At 39.8% G+C, this 21,421-nt stretch carries 22 protein-coding genes and 1 tRNA gene; 5 read left to right on the top strand and 18 right to left on the bottom strand.

Annotated elements, in window-relative coordinates:
* The 5 genes from BUF13_RS14970 to BUF13_RS14950 all read right to left on the bottom strand — a co-directional run bounded on the left by BUF13_RS14970 (position 1) and on the right by BUF13_RS14950 (position 3,834).
* Positions 1 to 1,578 (bottom strand): M1 family metallopeptidase, encoded by a 1,578-nt coding sequence (locus BUF13_RS14970; protein WP_073572636.1) that lies wholly within the window; start codon positions 1,576 to 1,578, stop codon positions 1 to 3.
* Between the two features lie 22 nt (positions 1,579 to 1,600).
* Entirely contained in the window at positions 1,601 to 2,098 is a 498-nt protein-coding gene (locus BUF13_RS14965; RefSeq protein ID WP_073572635.1) for a GNAT family N-acetyltransferase, read from the bottom strand.
* A gap of 77 nt (positions 2,099 to 2,175) precedes the next feature.
* Positions 2,176 to 2,613, bottom strand: coding sequence for a UPF0158 family protein (locus BUF13_RS14960; RefSeq protein WP_073572634.1), 438 nt, complete (start codon positions 2,611 to 2,613; stop codon positions 2,176 to 2,178).
* Positions 2,614 to 2,712: 99 nt separating this feature from the next.
* Positions 2,713 to 3,351: an alpha/beta hydrolase gene (locus BUF13_RS14955; protein ID WP_073572633.1), complete on the bottom strand. Its 639-nt coding sequence runs from the start codon at positions 3,349 to 3,351 to the stop codon at positions 2,713 to 2,715.
* 3 nt (positions 3,352 to 3,354) lie between these two features.
* Positions 3,355 to 3,834, bottom strand: a complete 480-nt coding sequence (locus BUF13_RS14950; protein ID WP_073572632.1) for a cytidine deaminase — start codon at positions 3,832 to 3,834, stop codon at positions 3,355 to 3,357.
* Between the two features lie 116 nt (positions 3,835 to 3,950).
* Here BUF13_RS14950 and BUF13_RS14945 point away from each other — a divergent pair, with 116 nt between their 5' ends.
* Positions 3,951 to 5,285, top strand: a complete 1,335-nt coding sequence (locus tag BUF13_RS14945) for a saccharopine dehydrogenase C-terminal domain-containing protein (RefSeq protein WP_073572631.1) — start codon at positions 3,951 to 3,953, stop codon at positions 5,283 to 5,285.
* 5 nt (positions 5,286 to 5,290) lie between these two features.
* Here BUF13_RS14945 and BUF13_RS14940 read toward each other — a convergent pair whose 3' ends face one another.
* The 7 genes from BUF13_RS14940 to BUF13_RS14910 all read right to left on the bottom strand — a co-directional run bounded on the left by BUF13_RS14940 (position 5,291) and on the right by BUF13_RS14910 (position 12,324).
* On the bottom strand, positions 5,291 to 6,343 hold the full coding sequence (locus tag BUF13_RS14940; protein ID WP_073572630.1) for a DUF4249 domain-containing protein: 1,053 nt from the start codon (positions 6,341 to 6,343) through the stop codon (positions 5,291 to 5,293).
* A 144-nt stretch (positions 6,344 to 6,487) separates the two neighbouring features.
* Positions 6,488 to 7,195 carry a tRNA1(Val) (adenine(37)-N6)-methyltransferase gene (locus BUF13_RS14935; RefSeq protein WP_073572629.1) on the bottom strand — a complete coding sequence of 236 codons (708 nt, stop codon included), beginning with the start codon at positions 7,193 to 7,195 and terminating at the stop codon, positions 6,488 to 6,490.
* A complete protein-coding gene (locus BUF13_RS14930; protein WP_073572628.1) occupies positions 7,195 to 7,797 on the bottom strand; it encodes a DUF2179 domain-containing protein in 603 nt (200 codons plus the stop codon). The genes BUF13_RS14935 and BUF13_RS14930 overlap by 1 nt, the downstream gene beginning before the upstream one ends.
* Positions 7,798 to 7,870: 73 nt before the next feature.
* Positions 7,871 to 8,989: a CynX/NimT family MFS transporter gene (locus BUF13_RS14925; protein ID WP_073572858.1), complete on the bottom strand. Its 1,119-nt coding sequence runs from the start codon at positions 8,987 to 8,989 to the stop codon at positions 7,871 to 7,873.
* Between the two features lie 132 nt (positions 8,990 to 9,121).
* A complete protein-coding gene (gene hemH / locus BUF13_RS14920) occupies positions 9,122 to 10,150 on the bottom strand; it encodes a ferrochelatase (RefSeq protein WP_073572627.1) in 1,029 nt (342 codons plus the stop codon).
* A 101-nt stretch (positions 10,151 to 10,251) separates the two neighbouring features.
* Positions 10,252 to 11,487, bottom strand: a complete 1,236-nt coding sequence (locus BUF13_RS14915; protein WP_073572626.1) for a cation:proton antiporter — start codon at positions 11,485 to 11,487, stop codon at positions 10,252 to 10,254.
* A 6-nt stretch (positions 11,488 to 11,493) separates the two neighbouring features.
* Entirely contained in the window at positions 11,494 to 12,324 is an 831-nt protein-coding gene (locus BUF13_RS14910; RefSeq protein WP_073572625.1) for a universal stress protein, read from the bottom strand.
* A gap of 212 nt (positions 12,325 to 12,536) precedes the next feature.
* Between BUF13_RS14910 and BUF13_RS14905 the strand changes: the two genes are divergently transcribed.
* The 3 genes from BUF13_RS14905 to BUF13_RS14895 all read left to right on the top strand — a co-directional run bounded on the left by BUF13_RS14905 (position 12,537) and on the right by BUF13_RS14895 (position 16,547).
* Entirely contained in the window at positions 12,537 to 14,129 is a 1,593-nt protein-coding gene (locus BUF13_RS14905) for a M14 family metallopeptidase (RefSeq protein ID WP_073572624.1), read from the top strand.
* A gap of 3 nt (positions 14,130 to 14,132) precedes the next feature.
* Entirely contained in the window at positions 14,133 to 15,875 is a 1,743-nt protein-coding gene (locus BUF13_RS14900; RefSeq protein ID WP_073572623.1) for a M14 family metallopeptidase, read from the top strand.
* 102 nt (positions 15,876 to 15,977) lie between these two features.
* Entirely contained in the window at positions 15,978 to 16,547 is a 570-nt protein-coding gene (locus BUF13_RS14895; protein ID WP_073572622.1) for a flavodoxin family protein, read from the top strand.
* Positions 16,548 to 16,626: 79 nt separating this feature from the next.
* Here BUF13_RS14895 and BUF13_RS14890 read toward each other — a convergent pair whose 3' ends face one another.
* From BUF13_RS14890 to BUF13_RS14865, 6 genes are all read right to left on the bottom strand, one after another.
* Complete coding sequence (locus BUF13_RS14890) at positions 16,627 to 17,190, bottom strand: hypothetical protein (RefSeq protein ID WP_073572621.1); 564 nt, start codon at positions 17,188 to 17,190, stop codon at positions 16,627 to 16,629.
* 475 nt (positions 17,191 to 17,665) lie between these two features.
* A complete protein-coding gene (locus BUF13_RS14885; RefSeq protein WP_073572620.1) occupies positions 17,666 to 18,145 on the bottom strand; it encodes a DUF4252 domain-containing protein in 480 nt (159 codons plus the stop codon).
* 30 nt (positions 18,146 to 18,175) lie between these two features.
* Positions 18,176 to 18,709 (bottom strand): DUF4252 domain-containing protein, encoded by a 534-nt coding sequence (locus tag BUF13_RS14880; protein WP_073572619.1) that lies wholly within the window; start codon positions 18,707 to 18,709, stop codon positions 18,176 to 18,178.
* Positions 18,710 to 18,714: 5 nt separating this feature from the next.
* Positions 18,715 to 19,137: a hypothetical protein gene (locus BUF13_RS14875; protein WP_073572618.1), complete on the bottom strand. Its 423-nt coding sequence runs from the start codon at positions 19,135 to 19,137 to the stop codon at positions 18,715 to 18,717.
* Positions 19,134 to 19,622: an RNA polymerase sigma factor gene (locus BUF13_RS14870; RefSeq protein ID WP_073572617.1), complete on the bottom strand. Its 489-nt coding sequence runs from the start codon at positions 19,620 to 19,622 to the stop codon at positions 19,134 to 19,136. Before BUF13_RS14870 ends, BUF13_RS14875 begins: the two co-directional genes overlap by 4 nt.
* A 257-nt stretch (positions 19,623 to 19,879) precedes the next feature.
* Positions 19,880 to 19,952, bottom strand: a tRNA-Phe gene (locus tag BUF13_RS14865).
* A 103-nt stretch (positions 19,953 to 20,055) separates the two neighbouring features.
* On the opposite strand from BUF13_RS14865, the gene BUF13_RS14860 reads away from it, so the two are divergent.
* Positions 20,056 to 21,390 carry a 4Fe-4S dicluster domain-containing protein gene (locus tag BUF13_RS14860; RefSeq protein WP_073572616.1) on the top strand — a complete coding sequence of 445 codons (1,335 nt, stop codon included), beginning with the start codon at positions 20,056 to 20,058 and terminating at the stop codon, positions 21,388 to 21,390.
* Positions 21,391 to 21,421 lie beyond the last annotated feature (31 nt).

Below are 21,421 nucleotides of genomic sequence, written 5' to 3'. Positions count from 1 at the left end.
TTATCTCTCTAGCATTAACCAATAATTAGGATCTACAATCGGTTCTGTGGCACTCTGAACTAGTACTGATTCTTTCCCTAAAATCACCTTTTGAATCCCATTGGAAGTTTCCACTTCAACTGGCATTTCGAAGTCGATTCCAGACAATTTCACCTGCCAGCCTTTCTTTCCTTTTTTCTTCACCTCCACTTTTGGAATGTCTGTCGTCTTTAGGTAAAGCTCAAAAAAGCCTGACAAATCTTTTCCTGAATAGTCTTGAACGAAGTCTGTGAAATCTTTTGTAGTTACTTGATTTTGGTATGTAAACCGCTCATCTGTCGCAAATGCTTTCAGCATTGGGAAGAAAACTTCATCTCCCAAAATCCCACGAAGAGAATGGATGATAAAAGAGCCTTTGCTATAGATTTCACCGTGATAGGCTTCCTCTTCCGTACTATTTGGAGGACTTTGAACCGGTTTCTCATGTGGAATTCCGCGCAATACAGACTTGGCTTTTTTCAGATATTCTTCTTCTCCTCCATGCTCTAGGTAGAATAAAATATCGCCGTAGGCTGTCAAGCCCTCATGGATCCACATATCTGCCCAATCTCCCACTGAAACCTTGTTTCCAAACCACTCATGCCCCAACTCATGGTGAAGCAACCAGTCATATTGGGTATCTCCCAAAGGAACATATTGGAAATTATTCCCATAGGCATTGATTGTCTGATGCTCCATTCCCAAATAGGGTGTTTCTACGACCGCCACCTTATCTTCCGACCAAGGAAAAGGACCGAAATACTTCTCGTGTGTTTGGGTGCTTTCCTCCAAAATCGCCAAAAGTGAAGCTGCTTTGGATTTATTTTCCTCTAAAACATATACAGTCATCGGTATCTGAGCTCCTGAAGTGGAATTAAAAATTTTCGACTCTTCATGAAAAACCCCCAGTGTGAAATTAATCCCATAATTATTAATTGGATAGCTAGTAGCCCAATGATAAGTTATTTTATCTCCTTTCTCTTCACTTTCAAGTAAGCGTCCATTGGCAGCTACGAAATAAGGCTTCTTAACAGTAAAAAAGAGATCAGCTCCTTCTTCCGGTTCGCTGCTTGGATGATCCAAAGCAGGCATAAAAATCTTAGCGCCTTCTCCTTGGGAGGATAAACCCATCCAATCATTTCCTAATTCATCTTTGGTCCAGGTAAATCCTCCAGTCCAAGGTGGATTTTGAGCGATAGGTGTTTTCCCTGAATACTCCACTTTCACAGAGTTGCAAGTACAATCAACCGGAATGATATCTAGAATATCATCATGGTGGGAAAAGGTGACTTTCTCACCATTCATTGTAACATTGGAAACCGTATACTCATCGATCAACTGAAGTCGAATGGTATCCAATTTCTCTTTGGCTTCGAAAATAATTGTATTAGATCCAGCTATTGACTGAGTCTCTGGAAGCAATTCCAGATTCAAGGTATAATGAAGAATTTTGAATTTTTGTTGAAGTGGATCAACTGGACCTCCCCAATCCCAATTTTGGGAAAATGAAAGATGCGACAACAACATGAAAAGGATGATGAGAAATGAATAGCGCTTCATTTCGGAAAGATACGGATTTCCTTTAGGAAGGATAAAGTCGATACAACATCTCTAGCAATGGAACTCCAAAGTTCCTCGACTTTACCTGAGAAATCTTTTTAAAACCAAATCGCTCGTACAAACTGACAGCTGGATCCAAACCAGAAGTGGTGTACAAATAGGCGCCTTTGTAGCCTTTTTCATTGTAAAAATTCATCCACTCTTTCATAAGCTTCTTGCCTAAGCCCATACCCCGATAGGCTTTTTCCAAAATGAAATATCGTAATTGGGCCTGCTCGTCAAGTCGATGCATCAAAAGCAAAAAACCCACCATTTTCCCATCAGATTCTACTACCCAGACGCGGTCTCGATTGGTGTTATACTGTCGGTAAAACTCCAAAAGACTTTCCATGACATAAGCTTCGAAACCCATCCCAAACCCATGCTCTTCAGCATAGATTTTTCCGTGCAGAGCAGCCACCTGCCCTAAATCTCCGGGGTTCAGATTATAGCGAATGGTTATGGTTGATTCTGTAGACATAAAAATTCTTTAAAAGTCTTTGAAACTACTTAAAATCAAGGAAAAAGAAAACCGCCCAGAATACCGGGCGGTTAAATTTAATCTTCTGCGTAATTGAAGCTATCCAATTGCTCCTTTACCCAGTCCAAATATTTAGACTTTCGATATTCAATCCAATCATTTTTGTACTTAGACTCATCAATCAAAAATTTAAAAGCTGTTAAGGATTTTGTTTTGGTCAAAGAAGTAACGAGATCTTCTGCTAGACTTCTTTCTTTTACCTTACGATCAATGAAGTCTTGCATCATTTGATGCTCCTGAGGAATCTCCATTTTGGTAAATTCTGCATAATTATCAGGATCGGCATCTATTTCATCCAGAATATCCTCTTCATCAGGAGTCAGATCATAATTAAAATAATCCTCATCATCGGGCATGAAGTGAACCTTCTTTTTGTCGATCTGGTAGAAGCAGACCATCCCTTTAAGTAATTGGGCAGCAATATAATCTGCCTCTTTTTCAGTAAGCGAAAGCATTGGTGGTATTAGAAATTTTTAGAAAAATAGTGAATGTCAGTTTGTGTACCAATTGTTTTTTAATGCAAACGAAATTCCAAAAAATCGATATTTCACCAACTATTCGAAAAGTTTTTTCAAAACCTCCTGATTTAGTTCATGTCCACCTTCAAAATGGATGATTTCCACTGTTTTTTCAAGATTTTTGACCAACTCACCCTGTTTTTCAAGACTTTCTTGAGTTATCATGGAATCTTGATTTCCTAAAACTATTGTGAATTTTGTTAAAGAAAATTTTTCTTTTGCCTCCATTAATTCCAAATCATGGGCAAATCCTCCGGCCCAAAGCACCAAATGTTCGACTTTTTCAGTCCATCTGCTTGCCCATCGGGTAGCTGTTGCAGCACCTTGGGAAAAGCCCAGGATATTTATTTTGGGTAAAATTGAATAGCTCTGAAGAATTGATTCCATCAAACCATCCAAAAACCTATGATTGTTGGAGATGGCGGTTTCTCTTTCATGCTTGGTCATCCAATTGGCTCCTACTCTTCCCTGAAAATTCTGGAGGTAAGCATAATTGGTTCCTTCCGGCGCAATGAATAAGCGTTCCGAACTAAAAAAAGGATTGAATTTTCGGATAAAGAATTCTGCCAGATGCCCATATCCATGGAAGACAATCCAAATTTCAGATTCCTGAAAATTGGGTTCATGAGAAATCACATAATGGGCTTCAAAGGGAAACTGAAAACTTTTTTTCACAAGCTATCCTTTCAAATCATCAAACTTCAATGGCAACAAGGCACTTATTCCTTTTACTCGATAAACTTTGGAATCAGGTTGCAAAAACAACATAGTGATTTCTTTCCCGAATCGATTTTCAACTTCATTGATCGTCTGCCTACAAATACCGCAAGGTGAAACTCCAGCCCAAGTATCTTCTCCATTTCTTTGGGCCACAACTGCCATCATTTTAGGAGCCAAATCTGGAAAATTTGCCCCTGCATATCCCAAAACCAATCTCTCAGCGCAAACCCCAGTCGGGAAACTTACATTTTCTTGATTACTGCTTTGGAGGAATTCTCCATTTTCTAGTTTCACCGCCGCTCCAACATGAAAATTGGAATATGGGGAATATGAGTTTTTTGAAATTTCCTGAGCTTTCAAAATCAATTGATTTTCTTCATCGGAAAGCTCATGAACCTCCAATACTTCTATTTGTTGACTTGATCCCAAATACTTCATAATCGATTTGTCTAGGGTGAAATCGAACGAACAAAGTAATCATTTGTTCCACAAAAAATGGATTTCTGCCTTTTTCCTGCCAGATTTATAAACCTAATCACTAATCTATCGCCTTCATGCAACAAGTATTGATTTTGGGAGGAGGAAAGTCTTCCACTTTTTTAATTGACTATTTGGCAGTTACCTGCTCCAGTAAAAACAGGTTTTTGACACTCGCTGATTTGGACGAAAAAGCTGCTTCCGAAAAGCTTCAAAATAGACCAAATACAGAGGCTGTTAGTTTAGACATACAAGATGAAAGCAGCCGAAAATCCATGATTTCAAAAGCTGACGTCGTGATTTCTATGTTACCCGCTTTCATGCATCCTATCGTTGCTAAAGACTGCTTGGAACTGGGGAAACATTTTTTCTCTGCATCATACGAGTCCGGAGAAATGAAAGCCATGAAGGAAGAAATTGAAAGCAAAGGACTTTTCTTCCTCAATGAATGCGGACTTGACCCTGGTATCGATCATATGTCAGCAATGAAAGTGATCCATGAAGCCAAAGGGAAAGGTGAAAAAATCACCTCTTTCAAATCATTTTGTGGTGGGCTTTTGGCTCCAGAAAGCGAGACCAACCCCTGGAAATACAAATTCACCTGGAATCCAAGAAATGTGGTTTTAGCTGGGCAGGGAACTTCCAGATATATCGAAAAAGGAGATTTAAAATTTGTTCCATATCATCAGCTTTTCAAAAGGCTGGAATCAGTCCAATTCCTAGGTTTGGGAGATTTTGATGGATATCCAAATCGAGATTCGTTGAGCTATAGAAAAGTCTATGGCTTGGAAGAAATCCCTACCATGCTTCGAGGAACTCTCCGAAGAGCTGGCTATTGCAAGGCTTGGAATGTATTCATCCAATTAGGGATGACTGATGATAGTTTTGACATGGAAATGCCAGAAGGAAGTTCTCTCAGACAGTTTTTGAATGCTTTTCTTCCCTTTAATGAATCCTTATCTGTAGAAGAAAAACTGGCGGAATTAATTCCAGAATTAGATTTTCCAACCTTTGAGAAAATTCAGTGGCTTGGCTTTTTCAGTGAGCGAAAATTACCAAGAACCAAAGGGAGTCCTGCTCAACTTTTACAAGCAATTTTGGAAATTGATTGGGCGCTGGAACCCGAAGACCGGGACATGATCGTGATGCAACACCAATTTGAAATCGAAGGAGAATATGGCAAAAAACTGCTCACTTCAAGCTTGGTTTGCTTCGGAGAGGATTCTACTTATACCGCAATGGCTAAGACCGTAGGACTTCCACTCGCCATCGCTGTGGACCTGTTTTTGGATGGAAAGATTTCTTTGAAAGGGCTTTATGTTCCAGTAGTACCAGAGATCTATTTACCGATTTTAGAGAAATTAGAGTCCTATGGAATTAAGTTCAGAGAAAGTGAATCACCTTTGAATTAAATTCTTCAAGGATTCCAATCAGCTGGAGGATCTATATCTGCTCCATCAGACAAGCGACAATCATCTGGAATAATAGCTTCACTTTGAGCGAAGGTCAAATCACTTTGGTCGATATAAATGCGTCTTTGGGTTTCAGATCCAACCATAAAGAATCCAAGAACTGTCTCTTCAGGATTTTCCAAGTTGATCATATTTCCTCGAATAGTAGCAGGAGGGGGATCGAAGACAGATCCCGAAATCTCCGTTTGTTGCTTTACCAATTTCAAAAAGCGATAGGCTTCCTGAGAAATACTTATTTGGCGAATATCTGCCCGGTAAGTAGTGATAAATCGGAGCCCATCATCCTCGATATACGCTACAGGTACCTTTGTAGTCAAGCCATTGAAATTATCATCCTGAGCTATAAAAACTCCTTCATTCACCGTTTCTGTCCTAAAACAAACAATGCAACAATCTTTTGGTTGTGGCTCACGGCTTGTATTGGTATCTGATGGACGCGGAGTGTAAAGATCAGGTCTGGTTCTTAGCACATAGACTGCAGGAGCACTCTCCCAATAGTAAAAATTATTTTGATCTGCTGGATCAGTAATTTCAGCTACAACCTGAATACCTGACTTATCAATTTCCTCCCCTTCTACTGGAGTTCTGATAGTTTGAACAGAAAGGCTATTTATTTCCGGAACAGGTTGAACAGTCTCGGGGAGGGAGGTATAGACAGTTCCATTGGAAGTTTGAATTTGTAAAGTGTATGTTTTACCAACTTCTGTGGCAAAATTCTCTGAAGTCCAATAAATTCCAGCTTCTTCTTCCTCCAAAAAAACTACTTTCCCGGTATTGTCCCTAATAATAACGGTCGCATTGGAAACTGGTCGAATCAAGCCCTCAAAAACAGATCCATAGGTATCACTCCTAGTCAACCGTACGGATTGTTTCCCCGGTTCTGTAGTAATCATGCCATCCACTGTCAGCAATTGGGCCCCCTCCTCCAATTCTACCTCATAGGGATCGATACAAGAGATCAGAGGCAACAATAGGAGGTAGAAAAGTCTTTTCACCATAAATTCTTTAATTCTGAAGGTTTAATTTTCACTCCAATATACGCAGCCAATTCATTGGTAAAATAGGCCAAGAATAAATTTAGCTTAAAATCAGAAAATTTTGATATGAAAAGCAAATTCAGCCTTTTGGAACCTACCTAATTTTCAATATCCTAGCAAAAATCCTGAGATAAGGCTCTTATAAAAATCAGTGTATTCCCCATTAGTATTTTTGAGAGAATGCTCTTTTCTTGAAAATGGGGAAAAGGCTTTCGAAAAAGATTTTACAACTCTATGTATTTGTTTCTGTGGATTGTCACGGACAGCAATTTCTGAAATGGCAAAAAACCCTATCTCCTCCAATTTCACACTCAAATCCTCCATTTGCCGAGGAGGAAGAATGCACCAAAAAACACCATTATGCCCAAGCAATTGATCTACTGAAATGATCAAATCATCAAAAGACAATTTATCAGTGTGAAGCGCCTGATTTCTTTTTTGGTCTCGGGATTTGAGATGATCTGGAAAATAAGGAGGGTTGGAAACAATCATATCAAATTGGACTTCAGCTTCGAAATCTTGAATCGCTCCTTTGGAAAGACTTAACCTTTCTGCGAAATCACTTTTTTCGAAGTTAGATTTCGCCTCCTGACTTGCATCTTCATCTAACTCTATCCCTGTAACTCTTGCTTTTTCGAATCTTTGAGCAAGCATCAAAGCTATCACCCCAGTGCCAGATCCGATATCTAAAATCTGTTTGGGAGAATCAAAATCAGCCAAAGCACCTAATAAAATTGCATCGGTAGAAATCTTCATGGCAGACTTCTCCTGCTCTATCCTAAATTTTTGAAATTGAAACCAAGTATTTCCCATTAGGTCCTGGCTTTGCTAAACAATTTGCTCTTAAATCGAGGTCTATCTTCCATCACATTTAGATCATCCTCAGAAACCCTTTTCACACTCTCAATTGTGTAAAATGCTCTTTCATCGAATTCCTTTACCTTGGATATAAATTCCTGAAGGTTTTCTCTTTTCATCACAGTAAAAAGCAAATTTACTTTTCCATATCTTCCTTCGGCTCCAACATTCGTGAATCTATAATCTTTTTCTTTCATGAAATCCAAAAGCTCTTGTTGAGGTTTCGGAGTAATCACTCGTACCAAAACTCTACCCAAAGCAAGTTTTTCCTCAAAATACATCCCCACATAAGTACCTGTTCCAAAGCCTGCTGCATAGGCAATATAGGAGAGCGGATTATTGATGTTTTGGAAGATTTGACCAATTGCCAACAACCAAATTAATGCTTCAAAGAAACCTAAAATTGGAGCCACATTACGCTTTCCATTCATCATAAACATGATTCTGAGCGTATTGATAGAAACGTCCCCTACCCTCGCACAGAAAATCAATGCCGGCATGATTATGTAATTAAAGAGCTGTTCGGAAACTCCTAATTCTAGCAGGAAATCTTGCATTTTTCTTGATTATGAAATATTCCGCAAAGTTACGAGAAAGGCGGAATTTGGGTTGTATTTATCTTAGCCCAATTCAGATTTTATTATCCCTTCCTGCTGGAAGTCCAAAGCCTATGAATTGCAAGGTCATTATGAGTAAAAACCAAAGAAGCAGATTCCAATTCCCAATTAAATCCAGAGAAACACCAAAAAGCAATGGTCCCAAAGCTGCCAACACATACCCGGCAGACTGAACCATCCCAGAAAGCTTGGCTGTAGTATGATCGTCTGCTGTTCGCAAGGAAATCAGCATGTATGCAATACTCAAGCTTGCACCACTACCAATCCCAATGATAGTCAAAGCAATAAACGCTATCAGATCTGAATGGATAAAAAGTAGTCCAAAACCCAGGAAATAAGAAAGTCCAACGATTAATATGACTGTTGATTGCTGCTTTAATTTTTCCAAAAGTCTAGGCGCAAAGAAAGTCCCGATTAGGGAAATCAACTGCATGTAAGAAATCGCCAAGCCTGCATTGACTGCACTCATTCCTCTAAAAATCAACATATCTGGAATCCATGTAATCATCGTAAAGTACATGACAGATTGCGCTCCCATAAACAAAGTCACTTGCCACGCGAGCTTACTTTTCCAGACATTTTTCCCTTCATTCAAACCTCTTTGAGCGGCAGAAGGGCGTGGACCCAATTGAGGAAACCAAATGATCAAAGCCAAAACCATCAATGATACCCAAGAGACCAAGGAACCTCTCCAACCCCATCCCAAATCAACTGCCAGAGGTACACTCAATCCGGATGCAATGGCTGCAAACAATGACATACCAGTAGACAAAATAGCTGTCATTAGCCCCAGTTTTTCAGGAATTCTCGCTTTGAAAAATGGGATCATCAGGACATTAGCAATCACAATCCCGATTCCTGTCAAAGCAGTCCCAACAAAAAGCAGCTCTACTCCTCCAAGGACTCGGATCACCACCCCAACAATCAAAATTGCTATCCCCATGAAAATCGCTCTTCCATTCCCCATCTGCTTTCCCATTCTGGGAGCAAAAAGAGAAAATAAAGCGAATGTGATAAGAGAGAGAGTGGTTAAAAATCCCGCCAAACCATTTGAAATCCCTAAATCTTCTCTAATAAATGGAATCAATGGTCCTACCGAAGCAATGGAGGTTCGGAGATTTATTGAGATCATTATGATCCCTAAAATCAACCAAAAACGGGAATGGGTCTGAGTTCTCAAAACAAGATCAAAAGTAGAACTCAAATAAAGCAAAAAAGGAAGAGATTAAATCCCTTCCTTTTCATATTCCCTTTTTCAATAATCTCAAGAATGACTTTTAACAAGATCCTCCACACAAGACACCCAAGTATCATTGGAGTTCAAGCTTGGAACCAAATCCCACTGTTCTCCTCCATGCTCCAAGAATACCTCTTTGTATTCTTCACCCACCTCTACGGTAGTTTCAAGACAATCGGCTACGAATGCCGGAGAAAATGCCAATACCTTTTTCGCTCCCAAACCTGCCATTTCTTTAATCACATCTTCAGTGTAAGGACGAACCCAAGGGTCATTTCCTAATCGGGATTGGAAGCAAGTTTTGACCTTCTCTTCAGGCAATCCCAATTTCGCAGCCACTTGTCGGGTGGTATGGAAACATTGCGCTCTGTAGCAGAATTGATTTTTTGAATGGTATTTGTTGCAGCAGCCACTCAATTGGCAATAGCCATCAACCGAGGCTTTGATGATCTGTCTCTCTGGCAAACCATGGTATGAAAAAACATAATAATCATAATCTGCTTTCTTCATTGCCTCTTTTCCAAGCTCTTCCCAAGCTTGGATAAACAAAGGATGCTCGATGAAATTGGATATGAATGAAATCTCAGGAATGACTTGCCAGGTTCTAGCAATTTCCATCACCTTATCGATCACAGAGCCATTGGTTGCTGAAGCATATTGAGGAAAAAGAGGCAGCACGATAATCTTTCTCACATTCGCATCCGTCAATTCTTTCAATCCTGACTCAATGCTTGGGCTTTGATAGCGCATCGCCATTGAAACCACATATTCATTTGAGTCCAGTCTTTCGACCAATTTATCTCTTAGGTCTTCAGTATGGAAAAGCAACGGAGAACCTCGGTCCGTCCAAAGCTTTCTGTATTCATTTGCCGATTTTGGAGCCCTAAAAGGCGCAATAATCAAATTGACCAGCATCCATCTGGAAATGAATGGGATGTCAATGACTCTTCCATCCATTAAAAACTCACGAAGATATTTTCTGACGTCTCCTGTCTCTGTACTGTCTGGAGTTCCTAAATTGACTAATAGAACTCCAATTTTTCCAGTCTTTGCCATGCTTGATTGTTGATTTGGGTGTAAAACCTTGACACCCCAAAATTAAGAGAGATTTTAGCTTCCACCAATCGAACTATTTTATGAGTGATTGATAAAAGCTTTTAGATTTTCAATCGGCCAGCCCATCCCATCAATGGTCCTGAAGCTATAGAGGATATCAAAGCCAAAATTACCAATCCGATAAACAATGAATCCGACACTAGTCCATACTCAAGTGCGATCAATCCCAAAATGATATCCATGCTCCCACGAGTACTTAATCCAAAGCCTGCAATGATTGATTCTTTTCTTCCAACATTGGCCATTCGACCCCCAAAGTAAGCCCCAAAGTATTTAGTCAAAAGCCCCACAACGACAATCACTCCAGTCACTCCCAAGTCAAAACTTTCAATAAAATTCACCTTCAATCCGATCGAAACAAAGAAGATTGGAGCGAAAATATTATTGATAAACTGATGGAGAATCTCTTTTGCTTTTTCTGTCAAATACTCTGAATCCCCTAAGGCAACTCCAAAAATAAAGGCTCCGAAAATGGCATGAATCCCAATAAATTCTGTGAAGGAAGCAGCTAAGAAACAAGTAGCCAAGGAAAGTGATAATAAGCCTCCTGGCCAGGCCATCTTTTTATTCACCCATGGCAAAATTCGGTTGATCAATCCTTTTCCTATGGTCAACATGATCATGGTAAAAACCAACGTCAAACCGATAGTTGGCCATACTCCCAAGCCTCCACTTCCCGATTCTGAAAGAGAAAGAATCACAGAAAAAACAATCCATCCCAAAACATCAATGATCATAGCAGCAGCAATAATCAGGAGTCCGGTCTGTGTTTTAAACAAGTTCAAATCCATCAATACCCGGGCCACCACAGCCAATGCAGTGATACTGATGGCTAATCCGAAGAATGTAGATGCAACAATCCTATCATTGATATTCACACCCAGGAACTCCGGGAATGCATATGCCACCACAAATCCCGCAATAATGGGCAAAACCATGGATGCTACGGCTATTTTCAAGGCATTTTTCCCTTGGCTCCAGACAATTTGAAGCTCTACTTCCAGTCCGGCAATGAATAACAAAAGGACTACGGAAATCTGCACAAATCCATCTAAAGCTATATTTGCCATCTCATGAGACCCAAATAAATACTGTTGGAACTCGGGCATTGTATATCCCAAAATCGTAGGGCCGAGTACTATTCCGGCTAATATTTCACCGACAACAGCTGGTTGTTTGAGCTTTCTGGCGATTTCTGCAAATATCCGGGCCATAATCAACATGGCCGCAATCTGAAGGAGGAGATTGATTACCTCCTTATGGTTGAGCGTTTCCATGGAGGTTTATTTTTTGACGATTAATAGATTACAAGGAAGGGTACTAAGGAGCTCTTCCAAGTCATGAGGAAAAATTCTATCAAAGAAATTTAGCTTTCTTTCATCTCCTACTACCAAAAGATCGGCATCAGTTTTTTCACAAAAACGAGCCAATTCAACCGCCCATTTTCCTCCAGTTACTTTTATGTTTATTCTCAAATTTCCTTTGTCAAGTTTTTGAAGAATCTGCTCCACATAATCAATCTCATTTTGGACCAGTTGTCTTCTTGTTTGTGCTATTTCATCCTCAGAATCCTCGCTGGCCGTACCCATTTGAAGTCCATACATTTTGATTTCATTCAAAATAGAAACCTGATCGGCCTTGACTGTTTTAGAAAATTCCAATCCCTGCTCAATTACTACAGGAGTGATTTCTAGTTGAGTTCCGTTGATGACTACTTTGGAAAACTCCGAAGTCTCCACTTTTGGTTCAATCAAAGTCAAAACAGAGCAAGGAGCTTTTCTAATGATTTTTCGACCCACTGATCCCATGTAATACTTAAACAAGCCCTCTCTCTTCAATGCTCCTGCAACCAAAAGATCCACATTTTCCTCTTTGCAGGCTTTTAGGATCATTTTTACCGGCTTGCCTTCTTTCCATAGAACTTTGATTCGCAGGCGATCACAGCCATGTCTTTGCAACAGATCATCGAGTTTTTTTTCCAACTCGGGAGTTTTTATCCCTACATGGATCAAAACCAATTCAGAATCAAAAAGCAAAACCAGACGTTTGACTTCAGTAATCAAAGCCTCTATCCGTGGGCTAAATGCTATTGCCAAAGCAATTTTAGTATACATATTGGGTCTATGGATTTTCCTGAAATAAGCGAAATTTCCCGATTAGTCCAACTGAAGCTTTGCTTTGCCCACTCATCAAATGAGGCTTCCACTCAAGTGGATTTATTACTTCCAGAAAAACTGAGACTATTTTTCTAAGAGTTTTTTGATAAAATTCAGGAAGAAAAATCTGAATAATCAGTTCGGATCAGAATATTAAACTCAATACTCATATGAAAAAAACTTTACTCGGCTGCTTGATAGCTGCGAGTATGGGATGGTCGAGTTTAGCCTTTGGGCAATCAGACTACCCTACTCTCAGTCAACTCAATCAGCGATTGCAGCGAATAGGCTCGAATGCCTCAGCTGAACTCAAATCCCTCACCAAAACAGCGGGGGGAAAGGATATTTGGGTTCTTAAAATCGGTACTGGAAATATAGATGAAAAACCAGCCATTGCAGTGGTTGGCGGAGTGGAAGGCTATCAAGTAGTCAGTGTAGAATTGGCTACAAAATTTGCTGAAAGTCTTATTTCCGATCATGCAGATGCTTTGGAAAAAACCACATTTTACATTTTCCCAAACATGTCTCCAGATGCTTATGAGCAATATCATGCGGAACTCAAATATGAAAGAAGAGGAAATGCCACTTCCGTAGACCATGATAGAGATGGAGCACCAGGAGACAATGGATATTCGGACCTAAACGGAGACGGCTACATCACCATGATGCGTGTAGAGGATCCTATGGGCGAATATGTAGTATCTAAAGATGACGAGCGAGTGATGATCAAAGCAGATCGCTCTAAAGGTGAAGCCGGTAAATACAGCCTATATCCAGAAAGTAAGGACGATGATCAAGACGGAAAATTCGCTGAAGACTTGAAAGAAGGAATCGCATTCAATAAATCCATGACTTACAAATTTCCGGTTTTTGAACCTCTTGCTGGCGACATCCCGGTTTCTCAACTGGAATCTAGAGCACTATTGGATTACCTTTTTGAGCAGTGGAACATCTTTGCTTTTGTGACTTTCTCACCGGCAAACAACCTTTCTTCTCCACTTAAATACAGCGCTCCTAATGCTAAAAAGAGAGTTGTAACCTCCATTTTGGAAAAGGATCAAGCCTTGAATGCAATGGTTTCGGGAATCTATAACGAAACCATTTCTGCTAAGCCTTACATGCAAAACAATCAAGGTACAGACGGAGATTTCTTCCAGTGGGCATACTTCCATTTCGGTAGATTAAGTTTTGGAACCCCAGGTTATTGGACCCCAGAATTTAAAGGAAAATCCAATGAAGAGGTAAACTATCTAGCATGGGCAGATTCCTTAGGAAATACAGAAGTATTCGTTCCTTGGACGGAAGTCTCTCATCCAGACTTCCCGGGTAAAAAAGTAGAAGTCGGCGGAATCAAACCATTCGCAATGAGCAATCCATCCTATGATAAAGTGGATAAAATTGCTGAAGAACATACTGATTTCATCCTAAAATTAGCTGCAATCCAACCGTCTCTTGAAGTTCAAAACCTTAAAATTGAGTCCATTGGTAACGGATTGACAAGAATCAGCCTAGACCTATTCAACAACTCCCCTCTTCCAACTCACTCAGAAATGGGAGAAAGATCCAGATGGCTGAGAAAAGTAAGAATTGATTTCGGTGCTTCAGAAGATCGATTGATTTCTGGAGAAAAAATCCAATTGATTGATGTTATCCCAGCTTTTGGCAAAGAAAGCCTGAGCTGGATAGTCAAAGGAAAAGGTGATGTCACGATGAAAGCTGGAGCATCCCATGTAGGTTTTATTAATGCAACTTTCAAACTCTAAGCCATGAAACTATTGACAAAAAAGAACAGCATTCTTGCCTTGGCGATCAGTGCAATGAGCTTTGGCAGTTTAGAAACTCAAGCCCAAGACAAATTCTTCAAAGCTGTCGGCACTCCTCACCTTCCAAAGGTTGAAACTTCCTGGAACAGATACCATACCTATGAGGGAATTGTGGATGTGATGCAAAAAATCGCGAAAGCACATCCTGATTTGGCCAAAATAGAATCCATTGGAAAATCATATGAAGGAAGAGACATCATGACTCTGACGATTACTGATTTTTCCACTGGAAAAGACACTGATAAGCCTGGAATGTGGATCGATGGAAATATCCACTCCAATGAGGTACAAGGAGGTGAATTTGCCCTTTATACAGCTTGGTATTTGACCGAAATGCAGGCCGACACCAAGTTTATCCAAGAGCTATTGAAAGACAAAGCCTTCTATATCACCCCTACCATCAACCCAGACGCTAGAAATGACTTCTTCCTGGAACCAAATACAGCCAATTCCCCTAGATCAGGGATGATCAAATTGGATAACGACGGTGATGGATTGGCCGCCGAAGATGAAATGGATGATTTGGACGGCGATGGACATATCACCATGATGATCCGCAAGTCCCCAACAGGTAGATTTATCAAAAATCCACTGGATCCACGAAGATTGATGCCTGTAGGACCAGATCAAGTCGGGGAATATGAAATGTTGGGTCAAGAAGGAACTGATCTGGACGGAGATGGCAGAGTCAACGATGATGATGTTGGATACTATGATCCAAACCGTGACTGGGGCTGGAACTGGCAACCCGATTACATCCAAAGGGGTGCGATGAGATACCCATTTACTCTTCCTGAAAACAGATCCATCATGGAGTTTGTGATGAAGCATCCAAATATTGCCGGAGCGCAAAGTTACCATAACAGTGGTGGAATGATCTTAAGAGGACCGGGAGCGGAAGAGGACGTCAACACTTACAACAGAAACGACATCAGGATTTATGATGCTATTGCAAGTAAAGGTGAAGAAATGATGCCTGGTTATCGATACTTGACTGTTTACAAGGATCTATACTCTGTATTTGGAGGCGAATTGGATTGGTTTTATGGAAACAGAGGAATTTTCACCTACTCAAATGAGTTGATGACACCTTACCTTTATTTCAATAAAGAAAGCGGTGGAAGAGGCCAAGATGACATGTATAAAGTTGATCAATTGTTGACTTTTGGAGATGCCTTTGTCGAATGGCACACCTATGATCATCCTCAATATGGTGAAGTAGAAATCGGCGGATTCAAAAAGACTTTTGGAAGAGCACATCCTGGATTCTTACTAGAGCAAGATGCGCATAGAAATGCCTCATTCACTATTTATCACGCTTATCATACACCAAAACTTTCTGTATTGGATGTGAAAGAAGAAGATTTGGGGGGAGGATTGAAGGCTATCACAGCTACTATTTTCAATGAGCGCCTTATGCCAACTCACTCATCCCAGGATTTAAAATATAAAATCGAGCGGCCGGATTATGTATCTATCACAGGTGTAAATGTCGTTGCAGGTTTTATTGTCGAGGATGAAGACTTCAAGAAATATTCTGAGCAAGTTCACTCTCCTGAAAAAATAGCCGTTTCAAATATCCCTGGAATGGAAGGAGTAAAAGTTCGCTGGATCGTTTCTGGAGGAAACAATTACAGTATCACAGTAGACTCCGCCAAAGGAGGAAAAGCAAATTGGAAAAAATAAGTTCACATCACTCAATTTCGAAAACCGGCTCTTTTAGGGTCGGTTTTTTTGTATTCCACTTTACAAGATTTGGCTAAATTCAATTATTAATCCGTCAAAATCATGCTTAAAACTCTTTTCGCTTCTGCATTACTACTTTTAATTTTTGGCAATGTAAAAGCCCAAGATTCAAAAAAAGTACTTATCGTTTATTATTCTCAATCCGGAAGCACTCAACAAATGGCCCAGTCTATTTACGAGGGAGCAAAAGCTGTGGAAGGGGTGATTGCGACAATTCTTCCCATTGATAAGGTTCAGGAGGAAATGCTATTGGAATCTGACGCCATCATTATTGGCTCCCCAGTGTACAATGCGAATATTGCGCCGGCCGTTATGGAATTTATCAATTCTTGGCCTTTTGAAGGAAAACCCATGAAAAACAAGCTGGGCGCTGCATTTTCTACCGGAGGAGGAATTTCAATTGGAGAGGAGCTTGTTCTTCAAAATTTGATCCAAGCTATGCTAATCCAAGGAATGATCATCGCAGGAGGTGATGAAACCGAATCCGCTTTTGGAGCTTCTGGAGTTACAGGCGAAGCTCCTTTTGACAAAAAGGAATTAGATGAAATCTTTCTGAAAAAAGGATATGGATTGGGAAAAAGAGTAGCTGAATTGTGCAAAAGCTTCAATTAAGACCCTTTTACAAGGAAAAAGACACAAAAAAACCCCGCCTCAGACCAAAGCGGGGTTAATTTTTATAATTGGTTTAGTCTCAAAGGGCAGTTACAAATCTGTCGAAACCTTCAGCAGTAGATACTTTAAAGCTAATGTTAGCTCCAGGCTCCTTGATGTTGTAAATTTTATGTAGTCCCTGAGGATTAGATACTTTTTCAGTGTGGATCATGTGATCACCATCGAAGATAGAAACAGTGATTTCTTTAGCATCCAAGTTGCTTACTAGCAATCTGTATTGGTTAGCACCAACTTTAGATACTCTAGAGTATACAGATGGAGTCTCGGCTACAAAGTTCTCGAAAGAAGCTGTTCTCAAAACACCTGACTGATCCAATACTTCAACAGAATAAGTTCCTTTTGGAAGAGCAGTCAAATCGTATCTTTTAGCAAAAGCTTCTTCTTTCACGATTCTGTCTCTCAAAACAAGTCTGTTGTCTTTGTCCATGATCTTAACGATCATAGTTCCTTGTGGCGCTTCATTTACTGCCACAGTTACTTTAGTTGGTTCTGACTGTCTAATTTCCACAGATCTATCAGATCCTTTTGCGAAAGCTCCAGCTGCTATCCCAGCAACAAAAAGCAAAGTCAATAATTTTTTCATAATAATTGGTTTTAATAGGTTCTAGATTTTAAAGTGTAACCCGCAATGGCATTTCCATATTTGGGGATATTTTGGGTCACAGGGTCCATCGGGTCCGATGGGTTTGTAATTGTATTACTCTACAAAGGTAGCTAACGGAAGTGAAATTGCAAATGTTTCAATAGAAATAAAGTTTTATTTGATTATCGTCAATTATTCGCCAGTATTTTTGAAAATATAATAATTCACTTCCGCTATCGATTGCGAAACTCGTTTTATTAGGCCTTTAGCCCTACATGCAAAATTAAATTTGGTTTTTACATGTTTTTCAGAATCATAAAATAATATGCAAGGTTTTAATCCCATTTTCGCAATCGATTGTATGGGTGAAAAAAAATTTAAAAATTTTTATTTTTTTTTCTGATTTCTCAAAAAACAACCCTCTAAAACAAAAAAAGGCGACCATTTGGCCGCCTTTGGTTAAATTTTAACCCTATTAATTCAAATCTTTCTCAATTGCCTTAGCAATCACCTTCTGATCGAAGGAACCTTTTAGCTCTACTACCATCAAATCTCCTTCTTTGCCTCCAACCATGACGACTAGATCAGAAATTTTATTCCCTCCTTTGGAAAAAACCATAATATCTCCATCGTCACTTACTTCCATCAACAGGTCATATCTCTCTTTTTCCAATCCTTTTTGAAGCGCCTTGAATTCCATTCTCCTATCATCGGCATTATCAGGTAGTGTGAAAAAATTCAATTTCTCAATCGACTTCGCTACAGTTGCCATATCGTTTTCGTCGATATCGATTTTAAAGCCTTCGGCAAAATTCATAAAATTGCCTCCCAACTCAAGATGAAAGAAATCATCCTCTCCTTTATATTTATCATAAAGCGCCTTAACGGATTTACTTTGCGCCTGGGCTGCGAAAACAAACCCCAACATGGCGATTACTAACAATAGCTTTTTCATTTTCTTAATAGTTTTGGTTTAGTGTGTTTTTTATTTATTACCGGATGACCCTTTTTTATATTCTTTCATGCCTGGCATATCAGTATGTTCTGCCAGCATATTTAGATCATCATAGGTGAAGTTCCCTAGCATTGACAAGAGCGAAAAGTCATTCCCATCTCCAGAGATCATTAATAGTTCCTTGACCAAGCCTCCTTCTTCTCTGACCAAAAACTTGAGCTTAGTAGTCTTATCCTGAACATCCATCAGCTCCTCATATTTATTCTTAGTCAAAGTCCCATAGGCTTCATTGTAAAACTTCATTCCATCAACCTCCTCTGAAGAAAGGATTCTAATTCCTTTGACTTTTTGTAAAAGCGCACCTAAATCTGCAGACTCTTGCTCTTCTGCATTGCTTTTGAGAAATCCTCCAGCCATCTGCATCATCTTCGATGAGATATAGACCCTGCTAAATCTATCATCATCCATGTAGCCAGAGAAAAACTTCTGAATTGCATCATCTTGCGCCTGCGCCTTTATAATAAAGGCGAATAGCAACATCGGTATCAGTATTAGCTTTTTCATATTTCTTATTTTTCTTTCATTTCAAATAAATCCGTTGGAGCGCTCAAATATTTGAGATCACTCATCTTATTCATCTCTTGCTGCCCTTTGGACCAATTCTCCTGAATCAAAGACAGGGCTGCCACCACTTCTTTATAAGCCTGTTCTTGCTGATGTCTTTCATAAGCCCTCCATCCCACAAAAGATCCAATCAAGATTGCCACAGATGCCGCCCAATTGAGCCAAGCAATCTTTCTTACTTTGGCAGCCTTTTTTGGCATCTTGATTTTAGTTTCCTCATATATATAAGAGTCCAAGATTCCAAAAAGCTGTTTTTCAGACTCAAAACCTTCAGCCTTCTGAAGCAAAGATTTTAATTCAGCTTCTTCCTCAAGACTTGTCTCTGCTTCCCAGTATTTATCCAGAAGTTGTTTTATTCTTGAATTCATGATGTCGTTTGGTTGATAAATTGGTTGCGAATGGATTTCCTTGCTCGGTGCAAATTGACCTTCACTTGCTCCAAACTGATCTCCAAATAGTCAGCTATCTCCTCATAGCTCAATCCCTCCACTTCTCGTAGCTGAAAGATCTCCTGCTGCTTCAAAGGGAGATTCTCCATCAATTGCATGACTTGAGAAACCCGATCTGTCACTTCTTCCGAAACAGTCTCCTGAACTGGCATTTCTTCCAAGCCATCCAGTGTCAATGTTCTTCCAGACTTTCTGAAATACATCATTGACTCATTCTTTAGACTTTTCACAAGCCAGCCCACTAAATTCGGATGACCCTGAAGTTCATTTTCTCTTTCAAAAGAACGTTCGAAGACATTTTGAAGCACATCCTCCGCTACATCGCGGTCTTTTACCCAAAGCAGTACCATTCGGAACATTTTATTCCTTAGAGGCCAGATATGTCCTTCGAAAAATGACTTCATTCGGGTAGATGATGCATTGGAAATTGAATTGTTACACAATCTTGAATTTTTTTTCCATTTTTTTAAAAAATGCCACTTACAACCTGTCAGACAGATTATTATCAAGGATTTAAATTGAAAAGGATATAAAATTCAATTGAAAAATAGTATGCATGCAGACTATTTCTTACTTTGCATCAAGTAATTTTGAAACAAATGAAGGCAATCGAAGCAAAAATGTTGAGCATAAAAAAAGCCCTGAATTTCTTCAGGGCTTGTGGTGATGAGTGGACTCGAACCACCGACTCACGGATTTTCAGTCCGATGCTCTACCAACTGAGCTACATCACCGTCTCGTAAAGTGATGCAAAGGTAGGTATTTGACCTTTCGAACCAAATCATTTGCAGAAAAAATTATTCAATAAATATCAATCAATACGCTAATCTCATCACTATGAGCTTTTTACCTCAAATAGTTTTTTTGATCATTTTTGGAGCAGCGGGCTACATCTTGGCCAAAAGGGTCAAATTCCTAAAAAGAAACATTCTTTTGGGGAAAGCCGAAACCAGAAATGACCAATCTGAAAACCGGTGGAAAACTATGCTGCTAGTAGCCTTTGGACAAAAGAAGATGTTCAAAAAGTTCATCCCGGCAATTCTCCACCTCTTCATTTATGTAGGATTTGTCGTGATCAACCTCGAAGTCTTGGAGTTTATCCTTGATGGAATCCTGGGAACCCACAGACTTTTCGCTCCTATTTTGGGTTCCGCATATACTGTAGCTATGAACTTATTTGAGTTTCTAGCCGTGGCAGTATTAGCAGCATGTATCATTTTCTTGATTAGAAGAAACATCCTCAAAGTTGAGCGATTCCAAAAACCAGAAATGAAAGGATGGCCAGCCTTGGACGGGAATTTGATCCTAGTGATTGAATCAGTCTTGATGCTAGCAATCCTTACCATGAATGCCTCTGATCAGATCTTGGCCGCTCGAGGAGTGGAGCATTACACCCTTTTGGGAACATTAACTTTCAGTGCTCCTTTGAAACCGATTTTCGAGGGGATGTCTGATGGCGCCTTGATCTTTATTGAAAGGCTAGCTTGGTGGTTTCACATCATTGGGATCTTGGCTTTCGCTATCTATGTCACTTACTCCAAGCATTTGCACATCTTTTTGGCCTTTCCAAACACTTGGTATTCCAATCTGAAACCAAAAGGTGAGATGGCCAATATGCCTGAAGTAACCAATGAGGTAAATATGATGTTGGGAATTCCGACAGAAGCACCTGCTGACCCACCTGCTGAAATTGGAAGATTCGGTGCAAAAGACGTCAATGATCTTTCTTGGGTCAATGTATTGAATGCATATTCTTGTACTGAGTGCGGTAGATGTACAGCAGAATGCCCCGCCAACATTACCGGAAAAGAACTTTCTCCGCGAAAAATCATGATGAACGTGAGAGATAGAGCTGAAGAGGTAGGAAAAAGCATAGATTCAGGAGGACCGGGATTAGAGGATGGCAAATCACTTTTGGGGGATTACATTTCTAAAGAAGAAATCAATGCTTGTACCTCTTGCAACGCCTGTGTAGAAGCCTGTCCTGTCAATATCGATCCATTGTCTATCATCTTGCAAATGCGCAGATATGTAGCAATGGAAGAATCTGGGTCACCGGCACAGTGGAATTCCATGTTCCAAAATATGGAAACCAGCTTCTCTCCTTGGAAATTTAGCCCTCAAGATCGATTCAATTGGGCTGAATCCGTAAAAGACGAAGAAATGAAATAATTTCAGATTTCAGATTTCAGATTTCAGATTT

The organism is Algoriphagus zhangzhouensis, from assembly GCF_900148515.1.
GTDB lineage: Bacteria > Bacteroidota > Bacteroidia > Cytophagales > Cyclobacteriaceae > Algoriphagus > Algoriphagus zhangzhouensis.
Note: the sequence above shows the minus strand (reverse complement) of the source record. Positions and strands in the feature narration are given on the sequence as shown.

Coding starts and splice junctions, on each gene's coding strand:
- BUF13_RS14970 (WP_073572636.1), bottom strand. CDS start 1,578: ATGAAGCGCTATTCATTTCTCATCATCCTTTTCATGTTGTTGTCGCAT.
- BUF13_RS14965 (WP_073572635.1), bottom strand. CDS start 2,098: ATGTCTACAGAATCAACCATAACCATTCGCTATAATCTGAACCCCGGA.
- BUF13_RS14960 (WP_073572634.1), bottom strand. CDS start 2,613: ATGCTTTCGCTTACTGAAAAAGAGGCAGATTATATTGCTGCCCAATTA.
- BUF13_RS14950 (WP_073572632.1), bottom strand. CDS start 3,834: ATGAAGTATTTGGGATCAAGTCAACAAATAGAAGTATTGGAGGTTCAT.
- BUF13_RS14945 (WP_073572631.1), top strand. CDS start 3,951: ATGCAACAAGTATTGATTTTGGGAGGAGGAAAGTCTTCCACTTTTTTA.
- BUF13_RS14940 (WP_073572630.1), bottom strand. CDS start 6,343: ATGGTGAAAAGACTTTTCTACCTCCTATTGTTGCCTCTGATCTCTTGT.
- BUF13_RS14935 (WP_073572629.1), bottom strand. CDS start 7,195: ATGGGAAATACTTGGTTTCAATTTCAAAAATTTAGGATAGAGCAGGAG.
- BUF13_RS14930 (WP_073572628.1), bottom strand. CDS start 7,797: ATGCAAGATTTCCTGCTAGAATTAGGAGTTTCCGAACAGCTCTTTAAT.
- BUF13_RS14925 (WP_073572858.1), bottom strand. CDS start 8,989: ATGATCTCAATAAATCTCCGAACCTCCATTGCTTCGGTAGGACCATTG.
- hemH (WP_073572627.1), bottom strand. CDS start 10,150: ATGGCAAAGACTGGAAAAATTGGAGTTCTATTAGTCAATTTAGGAACT.
- BUF13_RS14915 (WP_073572626.1), bottom strand. CDS start 11,487: ATGGAAACGCTCAACCATAAGGAGGTAATCAATCTCCTCCTTCAGATT.
- BUF13_RS14910 (WP_073572625.1), bottom strand. CDS start 12,324: ATGTATACTAAAATTGCTTTGGCAATAGCATTTAGCCCACGGATAGAG.
- BUF13_RS14905 (WP_073572624.1), top strand. CDS start 12,537: ATGAAAAAAACTTTACTCGGCTGCTTGATAGCTGCGAGTATGGGATGG.
- BUF13_RS14900 (WP_073572623.1), top strand. CDS start 14,133: ATGAAACTATTGACAAAAAAGAACAGCATTCTTGCCTTGGCGATCAGT.
- BUF13_RS14895 (WP_073572622.1), top strand. CDS start 15,978: ATGCTTAAAACTCTTTTCGCTTCTGCATTACTACTTTTAATTTTTGGC.
- BUF13_RS14890 (WP_073572621.1), bottom strand. CDS start 17,190: ATGAAAAAATTATTGACTTTGCTTTTTGTTGCTGGGATAGCAGCTGGA.
- BUF13_RS14885 (WP_073572620.1), bottom strand. CDS start 18,145: ATGAAAAAGCTATTGTTAGTAATCGCCATGTTGGGGTTTGTTTTCGCA.
- BUF13_RS14880 (WP_073572619.1), bottom strand. CDS start 18,709: ATGAAAAAGCTAATACTGATACCGATGTTGCTATTCGCCTTTATTATA.
- BUF13_RS14875 (WP_073572618.1), bottom strand. CDS start 19,137: ATGAATTCAAGAATAAAACAACTTCTGGATAAATACTGGGAAGCAGAG.
- BUF13_RS14870 (WP_073572617.1), bottom strand. CDS start 19,622: ATGAAGTCATTTTTCGAAGGACATATCTGGCCTCTAAGGAATAAAATG.
- BUF13_RS14860 (WP_073572616.1), top strand. CDS start 20,056: ATGAGCTTTTTACCTCAAATAGTTTTTTTGATCATTTTTGGAGCAGCG.